Origin of the sequence: Planctomyces sp. SH-PL62, from assembly GCF_001610895.1 — a bacterium.
Taxonomy (GTDB): Bacteria; Planctomycetota; Planctomycetia; order Isosphaerales; family Isosphaeraceae; genus Paludisphaera.
This window is the reverse complement of sequence record NZ_CP011273.1, coordinates 5,349,175-5,364,276: the sequence shown is the minus strand read 5'-3', so window position 1 is coordinate 5,364,276 and position 15,102 is coordinate 5,349,175. Positions and strand designations below refer to the sequence as shown.

The 15,102-nt window shown below is 68.4% G+C and carries 12 protein-coding genes; 5 read left to right on the top strand and 7 right to left on the bottom strand.

The features are described 5' to 3' along the window. Positions 1–74: 74 nt before the first annotated feature. The 7 genes from glgA to VT85_RS20770 all read right to left on the bottom strand — a co-directional run bounded on the left by glgA (position 75) and on the right by VT85_RS20770 (position 7,858). Complete coding sequence (glgA, locus tag VT85_RS20800) at positions 75–1,586, bottom strand: glycogen synthase GlgA (RefSeq protein ID WP_068419657.1); 1,512 nt, start codon at positions 1,584–1,586, stop codon at positions 75–77. A gap of 211 nt (positions 1,587–1,797) precedes the next feature. Next, entirely contained in the window at positions 1,798–2,562 is a 765-nt protein-coding gene (locus VT85_RS20795; RefSeq protein ID WP_068419655.1) for a Rad52/Rad22 family DNA repair protein, read from the bottom strand. Positions 2,563–2,799: 237 nt separating this feature from the next. Continuing rightward, entirely contained in the window at positions 2,800–3,090 is a 291-nt protein-coding gene (locus VT85_RS20790; protein WP_068419653.1) for a hypothetical protein, read from the bottom strand. Continuing rightward, positions 3,059–3,916: a hypothetical protein gene (locus VT85_RS20785; RefSeq protein WP_068419651.1), complete on the bottom strand. Its 858-nt coding sequence runs from the start codon at positions 3,914–3,916 to the stop codon at positions 3,059–3,061. Before VT85_RS20785 ends, VT85_RS20790 begins: the two co-directional genes overlap by 32 nt. Before the next feature lie 330 nt (positions 3,917–4,246). Beyond that, positions 4,247–5,968, bottom strand: coding sequence for an apolipoprotein N-acyltransferase (gene lnt, locus VT85_RS20780; protein WP_156512989.1), 1,722 nt, complete (start codon positions 5,966–5,968; stop codon positions 4,247–4,249). A gap of 53 nt (positions 5,969–6,021) precedes the next feature. Continuing rightward, positions 6,022–7,248 carry a gephyrin-like molybdotransferase Glp gene (glp, locus tag VT85_RS20775; protein ID WP_068419649.1) on the bottom strand — a complete coding sequence of 409 codons (1,227 nt, stop codon included), beginning with the start codon at positions 7,246–7,248 and terminating at the stop codon, positions 6,022–6,024. Between the two features lie 34 nt (positions 7,249–7,282). Further along, positions 7,283–7,858 (bottom strand): anthranilate synthase component II, encoded by a 576-nt coding sequence (locus VT85_RS20770; protein ID WP_068419647.1) that lies wholly within the window; start codon positions 7,856–7,858, stop codon positions 7,283–7,285. Positions 7,859–8,052: 194 nt separating this feature from the next. On the opposite strand from VT85_RS20770, the gene VT85_RS20765 reads away from it, so the two are divergent. The 5 genes from VT85_RS20765 (at position 8,053) to VT85_RS20745 (ending at position 15,047) form a co-directional block, all read left to right on the top strand. Beyond that, a complete protein-coding gene (locus VT85_RS20765) occupies positions 8,053–8,598 on the top strand; it encodes a hypothetical protein (RefSeq protein WP_068419645.1) in 546 nt (181 codons plus the stop codon). A gap of 458 nt (positions 8,599–9,056) precedes the next feature. After that, entirely contained in the window at positions 9,057–9,980 is a 924-nt protein-coding gene (locus VT85_RS20760) for an ABC transporter ATP-binding protein (protein ID WP_068419644.1), read from the top strand. Positions 9,981–10,204: 224 nt separating this feature from the next. Next, complete coding sequence (locus VT85_RS20755; protein ID WP_068419642.1) at positions 10,205–12,625, top strand: hypothetical protein; 2,421 nt, start codon at positions 10,205–10,207, stop codon at positions 12,623–12,625. Further along, a complete protein-coding gene (locus VT85_RS20750) occupies positions 12,622–14,097 on the top strand; it encodes a hypothetical protein (protein WP_068419639.1) in 1,476 nt (491 codons plus the stop codon). The genes VT85_RS20755 and VT85_RS20750 overlap by 4 nt, the downstream gene beginning before the upstream one ends. A 104-nt stretch (positions 14,098–14,201) precedes the next feature. Then, on the top strand, positions 14,202–15,047 hold the full coding sequence (locus tag VT85_RS20745; protein WP_068419637.1) for a menaquinone biosynthesis family protein: 846 nt from the start codon (positions 14,202–14,204) through the stop codon (positions 15,045–15,047). Positions 15,048–15,102: the final 55 nt, after the last annotated feature.

The window sequence follows — 15,102 nt, the reverse complement described above, 5'->3', positions numbered from 1 at the left end:
CCCTGGCCTGCGCCGAGTGGTACGGTACTATGGCTCGGAATGTCGTCGGGAGGACTTGAAGGGAATCGTCGGAGTCAAGCCGGAACCGGCTTTTCCCTGGTGGGCTGGGCAAGCTGAGGCCGACGCCTCCGCTGGATCTCGTGATAGAGCTCGACGTAACGTCCCGCGCTTTGCTTCCAGGACCAGTCGTCGGACATGCCCGCCTTGACGAGCTTTTCCCAGGTGGGGCGGTCGCTCCAGGTCTGGAGGACCCGTTCCAGCGCCCGCCACACGGAGGCCGCGGTGGGCTCGTGGAAGACGAAGCCGGTGGCCCGGCCCTCGGCCAGCGTCTGGGGGGTGAGGTCGACGACGGTGTCGACCAGACCGCCGGTGGCGTGGACCACGGGGACCGTGCCGTGCGCCAGGCTGTAAAGCTGGTTCAGGCCGCACGGTTCGAAGAGGCTGGGCATCAGGAAGACGTCTGCGCCGGCCTCAATCTGGTGCGCCAGGTCGTCGGAGAACCCCAGGTAGGCCCAGACCTTGCCGGGGTGGCGGTGGACCAGCGCTTCCAGAAGGTTGTGGTACTTGGGGTGGCCGGTCCCCAGGACGATCAACTGGACGTCGTGCTCCAGGAGGCGGTCGGCCACCTCGGCGAGCAGGTCCCAGCCCTTCTGGGGGTCGAGCCGGCCGATCTGAGCGAACAGGGGGGCGTCCGGCCGGACCGGGAGCCCGGCGCGTCGTTGAAGCCAGGCCTTGCAGGCCGCCTTGCCGGTCGCGACCGTGTCGACGTCGTAGTTCGCGGCCAGCATCGTCTCGTGCCGGGGCGTCCAGGATCTCTCGTCGATGCCGTTGACGATGCCGCGGAGATCGGCCTGGCGATCTCGAAGCAGGCCGTCGAGCCCGGCGCCGTGCCTCTGGGCCTGGATCTCCGACGCGTAGGTCGGGCTCACGGTCGTCAGCATGTCGGAGAAGACGAGCCCGGCCTTCATGAAGCTGAGCTTGCCGTGGAACTCCAACGCCCGGTAGTTGAAATAGCTCCAGTCCAGCCCGGTGAGCGGGAGGTCCCAGTGCCAGAACAGGCCTTGATAGGCCAGGTTGTGGATCGTGAACAGGCAGCCGGCGGAGGCCAACTCGGGGATGTTGTGATACAGCGACTTCAGATAGACGGGGAGTAGGCCGGTCTGCCAGTCATTGCAATGGAAGACGTCGGGCTTGATCCCCAGCGCGACGACCGCCTCCAGCACGGCGCGCTGGAAGAAGACGAAACGCTCGCAGTTGTCCTCGAAGTCGTGGCCGAGGTGCCCGTAGAATCCGTCGCGATCGAAATAGTCGGGCTGGTCGATGAGATAGACGGGGACGTCGGAATCCGGCAGGCGACCCTCGAAGACGTGGCCGAGGACGGTCGAGGTCCCGATCGGAATGCGGAGGGTGATGCCGGTGGCGGCGAGATCGCGGTTCGCCTCCCAGACCTTGCGGTAGCAGGGGATGAACAGCGACGTGGAGTGGCCGAGGTCCGCCACGGCCCTGGGGAGGGCGCCGGCGACGTCGGCCAGGCCCCCCGTCTTGGCGAACGGGACGCCTTCGGAAGCGACGAACACGATGTTCACGGAACGCCGTCCCTCGACAAGGCCCGGACGCCGGCCTCGCAATCGTCCGCACGACGACGAAGGGGCGGCGATCCGAGGCCGGGGCTGCTCGACCGCGGGGGGGAGGTCGCCGATGGGGCGACCCCCTTACTTTAGAGCAGCCTTTGCGGCCTCACAAGGCGTCATCGGTCGGAGGCCGACGTCGACTGGAGCTTTGGCGTCCGCGATCGTTTCAACGGCGGGGCCCGGCGGAGGCCAGTGCGGGGCCGTCGGCCATCATTCCCGAGAGCAGGCGGACGGCCTCGGAGTGGCCCTGGTCGACCTGCTCGCCGCTCCACTGGACCATCCGGGCGGGGAAGTGGTTGTTCTTGCCCCAATCGCTGAGGGTCCTCAGGAGGTCGACGCCGAGCTTCTCGTCGCGTTCCTTGACCCAGGCGAAGAGGGCCTTGCCCGACTTCGGGGCGACCCCCGCGGAGACTTCCGGGGCGGACCGCGGGGCCGGCTGGAGCGGTTCCGCGGCGATCCGCTCGGCCTCGACGGCCGGGGCCGGGGCCGGCGCCGGGGCGGGGGCCTGCGGCGCGGCCGCGGCGGCCTGCTCGCGGCGGACGCGGACGAGGGTCTCGCGGATCGACTGCGGGACGCCGTCGCCGTAGAGATAACGGCCCACGCCGAACTTGACCGCGGCCCGCTTGAAGGCGTCGGAGAAGCCGCTCTTTTCGTAGTCGCTGGTGTCGGCCGTGGTCGTGAACCCGCCGGCGTCGCTCTTGGTCAGCGTCGTCCCGTCCGGCAGGCGGACCGTCAGCCGGCAGATGATCGCGTTGTCCATCGGCGTGTACTCGTCCCACCAGTTCGCGGGGCCGAGGACCTCGTCCAGGCGATTCATGACCGTCCGGGCCGTCACATACTGGAACTCACGGCCCCCCTGGCTCCGGGACCGCACTTCGTCGTTCGCGAACGGAGCGGCGAGCGCCGCGAAAATCTCGATGTGCTGGGACATGAGTGGTCGTTCTTTCCTGATAGAGGAGGGGAAGCCGACGACTCCTGAGCGCCCTGTTCCTGATCTCGGGCGAGTCGAGCGACGATCCATCTCGGCTCAATCGTCATTTCCCTCACGACCCGATTATATACGTGTCATCTGTACAGTAAACGGAAAAACCAAAAAAAATCGCCCGCCTTCGCCGGTCGTCGGTGACGCGGCGGAGGCGGGCGAGAAAGATCGGTGCTCGGGCCTGGGTCAGCCGCAGTCGGTGAGGGCCGTCGGGGTGATCGCGGCGAGCTGGATGGGGCTCGACGCGAGGGCCGACGGGACCGGCGCGGCGGAGGAGACGGAGATCTTCCACTCGTACTTCATCAGGAGGAGCGTCATCAGGATGCAGCCGATGATGACGGCGGCCAGGGAGATGCCCAGGAGGGCGACGTAGATGTCGCTCTTGGGCGCCTGGACGAGGACGCCGCGCTGCCGAGGCGCGGCGGCCGTGCGGGAGGCCCCGGTATTAGAGGCGCGGCTTGATCGTAGACGAGACAATGTCGCCCTCCTGTATCTTCTTGCCTTGGTATGTGTTTCCGATGACCTGGAGAACCGACTGGTTCGGGTCGACGGAGAGGACCTTCACCCTGCCGAGGTATTCCGGACGAGGCGACGTCCGGAGGAGATTGAGTTCGTGGCCCGCGACCAGGCCGTCGTTCGAGCCGATGGAGGCCTCGAGCTTGCGATTGGTCGCGTCGACCCGAGTGACCTCGCCCACGACCGGCGGGGGGCTCTCAAGTCCCTTCACCTGCGTGATGTCGTCGGGGAGGCCCGAGGACCGTAGGAGGGTGGAGTATTTGGCGACCCGCTCGCGGAGGTCGGTGTTGTTCTTGGTGGCCGCTTCGAGGGCCCGCTCCATCTCGCGGATCTTGTCGTTCTGCTCCGCGTTGTGCAGCTTGAATTCGGCGGCCTGGGCCTCGACGGCCGACTTCAGCTCGCGGAGCTGGAGCGTCTCCTTGCGATTGGCCTCGGCCTCCTCGAGCGCGGTCTTGGCGTTCTGCTGGGCCGTGGCGACCTGGCCGTTGGCGGTGGTGATCTGCTGCTGGGCCAGCTGGTTCTGCTGCTCGACGGCCGCGATCCGGTCGTTCAGCTGCTTGGCCTGGGCGTCGTAGTTGATCTTCTCGGTGTCCAGGTCCTTCTGGGCTGCGGCCGTCTTGGCTTCCGCGTCGCGCAGCTTCGTCGTCAGGTCGTTGACTTTCTTCTTCTCGGCTTCCGTCGCGACCTTCCAGTTCTTCGAGGTCGTGAAGACCACCGAAGAGACCGCGCTCAAAATGAGCGAGAAGGCCATGATGAACAGAACAAGTATCTTTCCGACGGTAGTCATGGTCCCATCCTACCATTCAAAGTAAGACGGCCGGCCAACCACCCGCGCGACGTATCCGCCGTGCGTCAAGGACGGGATTGGGCTGGACCGTGGTAATCCCTGGAGATATGGCGGGACCCCCCGACGACGCCAGGCCGTGGGGGCGGTTTCGCTCATTCGAATGTAACGCCGCGTCGCCCGGAACGACAAGCCCCACTCATGTCGCAACATGAGAAAGCCACACGAGAAACCATGCTCCTCGCTCGCCGGCGCAACTTGCCCAAAATCTACCCCACGACTTGGGAGAAGGCAAGCGGCGTAAGCTAGAGAGACGGGCGAGGCGACGGAAGATCAGGAACCGGTCCGGTTCCTCGACCGGATCCGGCGCGAGGCCGCCCCGGCGGGGACCAGTCCGATGCAGACGGCCAGGCAGGTGATCCCCAGCCAGTCTCCCCAGGCGATGTAGAGGCTGGAGCGGTCGTCCAGCGGGACGCCGGCCTGGAGCACCCCCTCGGTGAGCCGGGGGAGGGTTTGGAGGATCCGGCCGTCGCCGTCGATCAGGGCGGAGATCCCGGTGTTGACCGCCCGCGCCAGGGGGACGCGGTTCTCGACGCTGCGGAAGACGCTGACGGCCAGGTGCATGTCCAGCTCCTCGGAGCCGTGGAACCAGCCGTCGTTGGAGATGTCGAGGAGGACGTCGGGCTGGCGGCCGTCGGGGGCCTCGGCGAAGAACCGCCGGATCAGGTGGGGGACCGTGTCCTCGAAGCAGATGCCCACGGCGATCCGGTGGCCGCCGACGTCGAGCGCCTTGGTTTCGCGGCCGAACGTCAGGCTCGGGACGTAGCCGTCGTGGTAGGGGGTGAAGACGGTCAGCCAGGGGAGGGCCTCGAGCAGGGGGATGTACTCGCCGAACGGCACGAGCTGGATCTTGTCGTAGGACTGGACCGCCGCCGAGCCGGGCTGGTAGAGGAGCGCCCCGTTGAACTTGTGGAGGCCGCCGAGGCCGTGGTCGTAGCGGAGGCTCCCCACGATCATCGGCACGCCCAAGGCGTCGGTCGTCGCGTGCAGGTACTCGTCGATCTTCTGCTTCTTGTCCCGCCAGGCGGCCACGGTCAGCTCGTCGGAGACCTGCCGCACTTGGCGTTCGAAGGCGTCGGCCGGCAGTTCGGGGGCGATCGCGATCGTGCCGTAAGGGTATGACGTCTCGGGCCAGGCGATGAGGTCGGGCTTGGGATCGCGCGAGGTCGCCTTGAGGGCCAGGGCCTCGATCCGGGTCAGGATGGCGACCGGATCGGCGTTGGACTTGTACCGCTGCTCGAAGTTGGTCTGGAGCAGGGCGATGCGGGGCCCCTCGGTGAATCGGGAGTTGGCGAGCCGATGCCCCCCGTAGGCGAGCGTCCCGACCAGCGCCAGGCCGACGATCCAGAGCCTCGCCGCCTGCCTGGGCCGGATTCGGGCGCCCTTCTCCGAGCGGGAGAGCAGGGGGAGCGTCAGGAGGTCGACCACCAGGGCGTTGACCATCACGATCAGGAAACTGATCCCGAGCGCCCCCGTCACGTCGGCGATCTGGATCAGCGGCAGCGCCCGATACTGCGAGTGGCCGAGGTAATACCAGGGGAAGCCGGAAAGGAGGAACGCCCGCACGTGTTCCAGGCCCACCCACAGGATCGGCGCGGCCAGGAGCAGCGGGATCTCCAGCTTGAAGACGGCGTGTCGCGTCAGCGCCAGGAAGCCCGGCCACCAGGCCGAGAAGATCAGCGCCATCGTCAGCCAGGCGGACCAGGCGGTGGCGTCGGTGAGCCGGACCCATTGCAGGCTGAGCAGCCAGAAGACCAGCCCGCCGGCCCAGGCGCCCAGGTAGACCCGCCAGCGCGCGGTCGGTTCGACGACGAGCCGGAACAGGGGCGTGAGAGCCAGCCAGGCCGCCCAGCTCCACTCCAGGGGGGGGAACGAGGACCAGAGCAGGAAGCCCGACAGCATCCCCGCGGCGATCGGGTGGCGCGACGCGCGTTCGCTGAGGGTGAGCCGTCGCTCTTCCTCCATGGCCTGCGTGACGGCGGTTCCAGCGTTCATGTCGGCGTCGTTCCTGGCGGTTCGGCGGCGTCGAGGCGGTCGGCCTCGGGCCTTTAATGCAGGGGGAGGAAACCGACGACGTCACCGGGCTCGACGGTCGTCTCGTGGTCGGGGAGGACCAGGAAGCCGTCGGCCCGGACCACGGAGACCAGGTCGGCCGAGCCGCTCCAGTCGATCGGCTCGACGGCGGCCATGCCGGAAGGCCCGTGGGGCTCGCCCACGATCCGGGCCGGCAGGTAGGTGGCTCGGTCGCCCCCGTGCTCCAGCCGTTTCGCGGCGAGGGCCGGGACGACGCCCGCGCCGCGAGGGGGGCGGCCTTCGAGGACGTCGAGCGCCGGGGCGACGAAGAGCAGGAAGTTCACCAGCCCGCTCAGCGGGTTGCCGGGGAGCCCGAAGACCAGCGTCGGCGGCCGACCGTCGCGAGCGGGGCCGACGCCGAACCAGAGAGGCTTGCCCGGCTTGAGCCGGACCTTGTGGAAGACCTCGCGCACGCCGAGCGCCCGGAGCGTCCCCGGCACGAGATCCTTCTGTCCGGCCGAAACCCCGCCGATCACCAGCGCCACGTCGGCCTCGAGCGCCCGCCGCAGGCCTTCGTGGAGGGCTTCCGGCTCGTCGGGGAGGATCGGCGAGGTCCAGGGCTCCGCGCCCCGGCGGGCCGCCAGGGCTTCGAGCATGACCGCGTTCGAGTTTCGGATGCGTCCCGGTCCGGGCGTCTCCCGGAAGTCGACCAGCTCGTCCCCGGTCGGGACGATCGCGACCCGGGGGGGAGGGACGACGCGGACCACGCTCGCCCCGACCGCCGCCAGCAGGCCCATCCGCGCGGGGGTGAGCACGACGCCGCCGGCCAGCAGGCGGTCTCCCGAGCGGTAGACGCGGCCCCTCGCCAGCCGGTTCATGTCGGGCTTGATCGCCTGGGGGCGGATCGCGACGAACTCGCCGTCCCGATCCGTCCGCTCGTGCATGATCACGGCGTCGGCGTTCGGCGGCAGGGGGGCCCCGGTCGTGATCTCGGCGGCCTCGCCCGACGCCAGGGGGCGGGTCGGAACCTGGCCGGCGAGGATCGTCTCGACCACGCGGAGGCGGCGGGGGAGTTCGGCCAGGTCCTCGAAACGGACCGCGAAGCCGTCGACCACGGCCTTGTCGAACGTCGGCTGGTCGGCGTCGGCCCAGACGTCGTCGGCGAGCCAGCGGTCGAGAGACGCCTCCAACGGGCGGTCGACGGCCGGCAAGGGGGCCGCGAGTTCAAGGACCCGCGCCAGCGCTTCGGGGACCCTCAGCATGACGTCGCCTCGCCGAGCCCGGCGCGGGGTCGGCTCATGCCCGCTGCTCCAGGAAGTTCCGCAGGAGCTTGATCCCTTCGAGGGTGAGGAAGCTCTCGGGGTGGTACTGCACCCCTTCCATCGGATACGTCCTGTGACGCACGCCCATGATCTCCCCCTCCTCGGTCCGGGCGACGACTTCCAGTTCGTCGGGGAGGGTGTCCGGCTGGATGATCAGGCTGTGGTAGCGAGTGGCCTGGAACGGGTTCGAGACCCCTTTGTAGAGGCCCTTCCCGTCGTGATGGATCATCGAGGTCTTGCCGTGCATGATCCGCTCCGCCCGGACGACCTTCGCGCCGAAGGTGTGGCCCATGCACTGATGTCCGAGGCAGACGCCCAGCAGCGGGATCCGAGGGCCGAAGGTACGGATGACCTCGTTGGAGATCCCCGCCTCCAGGGGGGTGCAGGGGCCCGGCGAGATGATCAGGTGGGACGGATTCCTGAACGCCACGTCCTCGATCGTGATCTGATCGTTGCGGACGACCTCCAGTTCGACGCCGGGGTCGATCTCGCCCAGGCGCTGGACGAGGTTGTAGGTGAAGGAGTCGTAGTTATCGATCAGCAGGATCATGACGGAACCTTCCGCGGCGCGTTCTGTTTCGGTCGCGAACGACGAGACGATCGTATCGTCCAGGGCGGGCGCCGGGAAGAGAAGCCGACCGGGATTCGCCGCTCGCGGCCCTGGCGCGTGCTAGAGTCCTCTGGAGTCTCGCCCGGAGGCGGGGGTTCGCGCGCTTGCTCGGGTTTCGACAAGGAGGATCGAAGATGACCGCCGCGATCATGACGTTGGGATTGGCGCTGGCCGTCGGCGGCGTGGGACAGGGGCCTTCCTGCGCGGGATGCGTTCAGGGGGTGCACCATCACCACGCCCGAGGGGGCCATGCGCACGGCCACGGCGGCCACGGACGTTCGGCCGGCTGGATCCTCCCCCCGGGCCCCGGCGACGGCTGGGGGTTCCCCAACGGCGAGCCCCACAACGCCGGCTGGTACTCGCCCGGCCATTATCTGCCGCTGGGGGCCGACCGCACCGCCGACTACTACTTCCCGCGCTACTTCGCCGTCCCCCCGGAGCAGATGTTCCCCGGGACCGACTACAACCCCTACGTCAATCGCGGCCAGCGCTACCTGCCGTTCGCGGGGGCGGGGGGCGACCACCCGGCCGGGGGGATGCCGCAGGATTCGTCGACCAGCCCGGTGCAGCCCTACACCTCGATGGACGGCGCGCAGCCGACCTCGCCCGTGCCGACGCTTCGCGGCCGGGTCGACGCCCCGCCCCTTCCCGCCTCCGGCGGCACCGGCCTGACCCCCTGATCCGGCCCCTCGGATCCGTCGCGACGCGGCGACCCGGCTCGACCGCCCGTGCAGGCCCAGGCCGGGGTGCACGGGCGTCGCCTTGTGCGGTGCTTGCCAACGTCCTAGCATTTCTTTACGATCGAGTGATCCGGATGTCGCGACCCCTGGCGATGCGCCGAATGCGTCGTCGAGGAAACCTCGCGAACCTTTCGGCCCGAGGGGTCGTAGCACCAGCACGCGACGGCCCTTCGTGGCCCGCGACCGCCGCGCCTCCCGTGCGCGATCGTCCGGGCTCCGCCCCGATCCGTGTTTCGAGACACGGCCGCCGGGTCATTCGCTCGTCTTCATCTGGTATTTTGTAAATCGATCGATCGTTCCCGACATCGACTTCGGCCTCGGCTGAGGGCTCCCGCATCCCGGCCGTCGATCCGTCGCCGCATTTCCGAGTTCCAACCTGAGTTGAGGCTCCGTCTTACATGAGTTCCGAAGTCATCATCGAGACGCGGAATCTGACCAAGGTTTATCGCGACTTCTGGGGAAGGCCGAAGGTCCAGGCGCTGAAGGCGCTTGACCTCCAGGTCCATCGCGGCGAGATCTTCGGACTCCTGGGCCCCAACGGCTCCGGCAAGACGACGACGATCAAGCTCCTCCTGGGGCTGCTGTTCCCGACCGAAGGGGACGCCCTGATCTTCAACGAGCCCACCTCCAACGTCTCCAAGAACGAGCGGATCGGCTATCTGCCCGAGGAGACCTACCTCTACAAGTTCCTCAACGCCGAGGAGACGCTCCACTTCTACGGCCGGCTGTTCAAGATGCCCTCCTCGGAGCGGAAGAAGCGGGTCGGCCAGCTCATCGACATGGTGGGGCTCTCGGCCGCCAAGCACCGCCAGCTCCGCGAGTACTCCAAGGGCATGCAGCGGCGGATCGGGCTGGCCCAGGCCCTGATCAACAATCCCGAGCTGATCCTCCTCGACGAGCCGACCTCGGGCCTGGACCCGATCGGCACGGCCGAGATCAAGGAGCTGATCCGCGAGCTTCGCGAGCAGGGGAAGACGGTCGTCCTCTCGGGCCACCTGCTGGCCGACATGCAGGACATCTGCGACCGGATCGCGATCCTCCACCGCGGCGAGCTGAAGGAGATGGGCAAGGTCACCGACCTCCTGACCGTCCAGGACGTGACCCAGATCAAGGCCCGCAACCTCGCCCCCGAGGCGCTCCAGGAGATCCGCGAGCTCATCGCCCGCCACGGCGGCGAGCAGATCACGATCGACAACCCGACCACCACGCTGGAAGAACTCTTCCTGCGGATCGTCCGCGAGAGCGAGCTGCACCCGGGCCGCCGCAAGGTCGCCGCGCCGGCCGCGCAGCCCGTCGTCGAGTCGGCCTCCAAGCCCTCCTGACCCGAAGCCCGACGCGCGGGGGCCGACGCGCCGCCCCGCGCGGCCCTCGCCCTCGGGTTTCCGACTCTCGCTCGCGCCCGCGTCCGGCCTCGTCGTGATCGTTAAAGGTCCTTATTCATCCCCGTCATCGCGAAAGCTCGGCGACGAGCCCGGCCTCCGGGCCGCGGAGCCTCGCCGCGAGCCCCGGGCGGTCGCCGTCCGGCATCCGAGGAGCAACCCCACCGATGTCCTCGTTCCTGAGTTGGCCCCTCTTCTGGGCGCAGGCGGCCACCCCCCCGCCGCCCGATATCGCCCCGGCGCTGCAAAACGCCCTCGTCTGGTTCTTCCTCTTCGGCGAGCCCTCGCTCTCGCTCCCCGGCCTGCTGGGGGGGCTGCTCACCTGGACCAAGGCCGTGGGCCTGCTCTCCCTGATCGGCTGGACCGGCTACTGGGTGATCACCGCCGTCAAGGAGCGGGTCGTCGGCGTCGGCAAGTGGTACGACTACCTCGGCCTGGCCGCCCTGCTCCTGATCCCCCTGACCGTCTTCGTCCAGGTGATCCAGGGGGAGAAGTGGATCAAGGCGACGACGATCGCCTCGGTCCCGCTGACCAGCCTGATGGGCTTCGCGGCGGTCTTCTTCCTGGGAGTCTGGGCGCTGATCGGCGTCTGGCGGACGATCGGCCGGCTGGGCAAGCGGGTCGATTATCTCGTGCTGGTCGGGATCGCCCTGGCGTTCATTTTGGGCCTGGGCGTCGGCCTGGTCATGGCGAACGTCCAATTGCTGCCGCAGATCATCGGCTCCCCCACCAGCAGCTGGCGCGACGGCGTCGTCTACGGCGCGCGGCTGAGCGTGACCTACATGGGCTTCGTGGTGCTGGCCCGGGTGGCGGGCCTGCTGCTGGCCGAGCTGGCCTCGGTCCGGGCCCGTCGGCTCTACGCGATCGGCCGGGTCACGCTCTATGAGTCGAACCGGAAGATGTGGGCCCCCTGGGTGGTGATCATCGTCTTCGGGATGGTCCTGGCGTTCACGCACTGGTTCCTGCAGCCCCCTCGGGCCGCGGAGATGGGGCGGCTCTACGTCGGCACCCTGACCCTGCTGTGCTCGCTGCTGTTGACCTCGATGGTGACGATCCTCGCCCCGATCAGCCTGCCGGCCGACATCCAGCAGCAGACGATCTACACCGTGGTGACCAAGCCGGTCCGCCGCCTGGAGATCGTCTGGGGCCGGATGCTCGGCTTCATGGCGCTGGTGACCGTCCTGGTCGCCCTGTTCGGCGGCGTGAGCCTGGCCTACCTGTGGCGGACCGTCCAGGGGCAGATCGCCCGGACCACGGCCGCCGCCCAGAAGGCCGAGGCCGACGGCCGGACCCGCGACGCCAATCAGCTTTACGAGCAGGCCGAGCAGCTCGCCTCGCGGATGGCGGCCCGCGTCCCGGTCAAGGGCTCGCTGTCGTTCCTGGACTCCAAGGGGACGCCCCACGCGATGGGGATCGACGTCGGCCAGGAGCAGTCGATGCGGGAGCCCCGCAGCCACATCGAAGGGGCGACCCCGGCGACGGCCATCTGGCGGTACGGCGTCGTCCCCGACCCGTTCTCGCCCCCCAACCGGCCGGTCATGCTGGATCGCCGGATCGACGTGGAGCAGTTCCTGCCCCGCGGGACCGTCGAGGGCGAGCAGAACCGGATGCTGGAGCTGCAGGCCCAGATCGTCGCGGCCGAGCAGGAGAAGTCCCGGCCCGAGGCCAGCCCGGCGGACGTGAGCCGGCTCGACGGGGCCATCGCCCGCAACAAGACGGAGCTGGACCGCGTCCGGGCCGAGTTCGAGTCGCTCTCCGCCCGCGCCGACGAGCTGAAGGCCGCCGGCGACGACGCGGGGGCGGCCGCCCTGCACGCGCCTTTGCTCCGGATCGAGATGACGTTCAACATCTACCGGACGACCAAGGGAGAGCCGGGCAAGCCGGTCTACGCCGAGATCGAGGTCACGAACTCCTCGACCGGCGCCTCGGTCGCCGACGTCTTCCCGATCAAGGAATACTACACCAACCGCCGAGACATCGACCCGGGGATCCTGACCGGCTCGCTCGGCAACCTCAAGATCGAGGTCCGCTGCATCAGCCCGACCCAGTACCTGGGGATGGCCGAGAGCGACCTGTACCTGCTCTCCGAGAACGGCAACTTCGGCCGCAACTACATGAAGGGCCTGTTCGGCATCTGGCTGCAGGCGATGGTGCTGACCGCCATCGGCGTGTTCGCCGGCACCTTCCTGAGCTGGCCGGTGGCCCTCTTGACGACGATCGCCTTCTTCATCGCCGGGCAGCTCGCCTTCGGCTTCCTGATCGACTTCACCCGCCAGGCGATCCTGGGGGGCGGGCCGTTCGAGTCGCTGATCCGGCTGGTCACGCATGACAACCAGATGTCCGAGCTGGCGCCCACCGCGGGCGTCGTCGTCGCCAAGACGCTGGACTCGCTGGTCATGCCGATCATGTCGATGCTGGTCTACGTCGTCCCCAACTTCCAGGTCCTGGACGTGAGCAACACGGTGGCCGACGGCTTCGCGGTCGACTGGCGGCTGATGGTCGGCAACACGCTCCTGGCCGTGGCCTACGCCTTGCCCTTCTCCATCGCCGGATACTTCATCCTCAAGAATCGCGAGGTGGCCGCATGAGGTCGCTGAACCAGACCAAGAAGATCATCTACGGCCTGGTCATCGTGCTGCTCTTCAGCGCGATGTACCCCTACACCCAGTGGCTCAACCGGGTGAAGGTGGAGAAGGACCTCGGCGAGGCCGCCATCGGCCAGATCGACACCGGCAGCTTCATGATGAAGCTGTTCCTCCTGGGCGGGTTCCGCGGCATCGTCGCGAACTACCTCTGGATCCAGGCCGAGGACTACAAGAAGAACCACGACTGGGACCGCCTGAAGGCCACCGTCGACCTGATCACCAAGCTCCAGCCCCACTTCCTCTCCATCTGGACGTTCCAGGGCTGGAACCTGGCCTACAACGTCTCGGTCGAGTGGGACGCCCCGGAAGACAAGTACGAGTGGATCAAGCAGGGGATCAAGTTCGTCCAGAAAGGCGTGGAGAACAACCAGCGGTCCCCCGACCTGATCTGGGACACCGCCTGGTTCTACTACCACAAGCTCGGCTTCTCGGACGAGTCGATCATCCTCCGTCGGCTCTTCCGCGACGACGACGACGAGGCGTTCAAGACCTACCGCGACCCCGAGAGCGGCCTGGAGGTCGTCCGCGGCGACAACTTCCAGCTCGGCTACGGCTGGTTCAGCCGGGCCGTCCGGCTCGTGGACGAAGGGGGCGCGCGGCTCGGCGGCGGCACGGCCGAGAACATCCAGTACATCGACCCGACCCCGCAGCGCAAGGGCCGCGCCGACGACATCGCCTTCCGGTCGATGCCCTCGCACGCCCAGACCCACTACGCCGCGGCGCTTGAGAAGATGAGCATGGCCGGGATCGAGGCCACCTTCGGCGAGGTCGCCAAGAACGAGTGGGCGCGGGCCCTCAACGAGTGGGTCAAGTTCGGCTCGCACGTCTTCATGTCGCACAACGAGGTCCTCCGCGACGGCAAGCTGGTCCGCGACGAGGTCCGCCTCGACGACGCCACCAATCGGGAGCGGTACAGCACCCTCACCGAGAACGCCCAGTACTGGACCGACCGCTGGGCCGACCAGATGAACTACCGCTACTGGAAGGAGCGCTGCCAGGCCGAGATGACCTCCGAAGGGGTGGCCGCCCGCCAGCTCTTCTACGAGGGGACCAAGGCCTACAAGACCGGCGACTTCACCCTGGCGGCGGGCAAGTTCCGCGACGGCCTGACCATCTGGAACGAGAACCTCAAGAACTTCCCGACCTATCGCGAGGACGACCTCAACCGCAAGGACACCGGCCTGGTCGTCAAGCGGTACGTCCGGGTCCTCCGCCAGCTCGGCGAGCCGGTCCCCGACACCCTGCCGTTCAAGGACCTGCTGGCGGCCGCCGAGGCCGACAACACGGTCGACCCGTTCGACGCGATCGAGATGCTGGGCGTCGGCGCGGGCGAGGTTTCCACGACCCCGCCGCCGACCTCCGGCCGCTCCTCCGGCCAGCCGGCGGCGGACGCCGTCCCCAAGGCCGGCCAGTAAGCGGCGACCCGCGTCGCCCCGACTTCGAATTCCCAACCCGGCTCCGGCCGCTCCCCGAGGGGCGGCCGGGGCCGGGGCGTTTTCCAGCCGAGAAAGGCCCTTCGATGAGCACCGGAGAGACGATCATCCGGGTCGGCCACAGCCCCGACTCCGACGACGCCTTCATGTTCTACGCCCTCACCCACGACCGGATCGACACCGAGGGCCTCCGCTTCGTCCACCAGCTCGAGGACATCCAGACCCTCAACAAGCGGGCCATCGCCGGCGAGCTGGAAGTCTCCGCGGTCAGCATCCACGCCTTCGCCTACATCGCCGACCGCTACGCCCTGCTCTCCTCGGGCGCCAGCATGGGCGAGCGCTACGGCCCCAACATCGTGACCCGCGAGCCGATGACCCTGGAGCAGCTCAAGGGGAAGACGATCGCCGTCCCCGGCACGATGACCTCGGCCTACATGGCGCTGCTGCTCTGCCTCGGCAAGGACACGCCGGTCGTCCAGATGGCCTTCGACGCCATCCTCCCCGCCGTCCAGTCGGGCGAGGTCGCCGCCGGCGTGATCATCCACGAGGGCCAGCTCTACTACCAGGAGAAGGGGCTGCACCAGGTCCTGGACCTGGGCGTCTGGTGGAACGACGAGACCGGGCTGCCGCTGCCGCTGGGGGGGAACGTCGTCCGCAAGGACCTGGGCGAGGAGATGATCCTCAAGATCGCCCGGCTCCTGAAGGCGAGCATCCAGTATGCCCTGGACAACCGCCAGGAGGCGCTCGACTACGCCTTGAAGTACGCCCGCGACCTCGACCCGGCCCTGGCCGACCGGTTCGTCGGCATGTACGTGAACCAGCGGACCGTCGATTACGGCCCGGAAGGTCGCCAGGCGGTCAAGCTCTTCCTGGATCGCGGGGCGGAAATGGGTTTGGTCCCGGGCCCGCTTGCCCTACAATTCGTGGGATGATCCCGAGGGCGAGGCCGCGATCGGGCGCCTTCGAGGCGCCCGGATGGTCCCGGAC

What these genes read in the sequence shown, in the direction of transcription:
- lnt (WP_156512989.1), bottom strand. Translation starts at nt 5,968, where the DNA reads ATGAACGCTGGAACCGCCGTCACGCAGGCCATGGAGGAAGAGCGACGG.
- VT85_RS20745 (WP_068419637.1), top strand. Translation starts at nt 14,202, where the DNA reads ATGAGCACCGGAGAGACGATCATCCGGGTCGGCCACAGCCCCGACTCC.
- glp (WP_068419649.1), bottom strand. Translation starts at nt 7,248, where the DNA reads ATGCTGAGGGTCCCCGAAGCGCTGGCGCGGGTCCTTGAACTCGCGGCC.
- VT85_RS20755 (WP_068419642.1), top strand. Translation starts at nt 10,205, where the DNA reads ATGTCCTCGTTCCTGAGTTGGCCCCTCTTCTGGGCGCAGGCGGCCACC.
- VT85_RS20765 (WP_068419645.1), top strand. Translation starts at nt 8,053, where the DNA reads ATGACCGCCGCGATCATGACGTTGGGATTGGCGCTGGCCGTCGGCGGC.
- VT85_RS20795 (WP_068419655.1), bottom strand. Translation starts at nt 2,562, where the DNA reads ATGTCCCAGCACATCGAGATTTTCGCGGCGCTCGCCGCTCCGTTCGCG.
- VT85_RS20750 (WP_068419639.1), top strand. Translation starts at nt 12,622, where the DNA reads ATGAGGTCGCTGAACCAGACCAAGAAGATCATCTACGGCCTGGTCATC.
- VT85_RS20785 (WP_068419651.1), bottom strand. Translation starts at nt 3,916, where the DNA reads ATGACTACCGTCGGAAAGATACTTGTTCTGTTCATCATGGCCTTCTCG.
- VT85_RS20760 (WP_068419644.1), top strand. Translation starts at nt 9,057, where the DNA reads ATGAGTTCCGAAGTCATCATCGAGACGCGGAATCTGACCAAGGTTTAT.
- VT85_RS20770 (WP_068419647.1), bottom strand. Translation starts at nt 7,858, where the DNA reads ATGATCCTGCTGATCGATAACTACGACTCCTTCACCTACAACCTCGTC.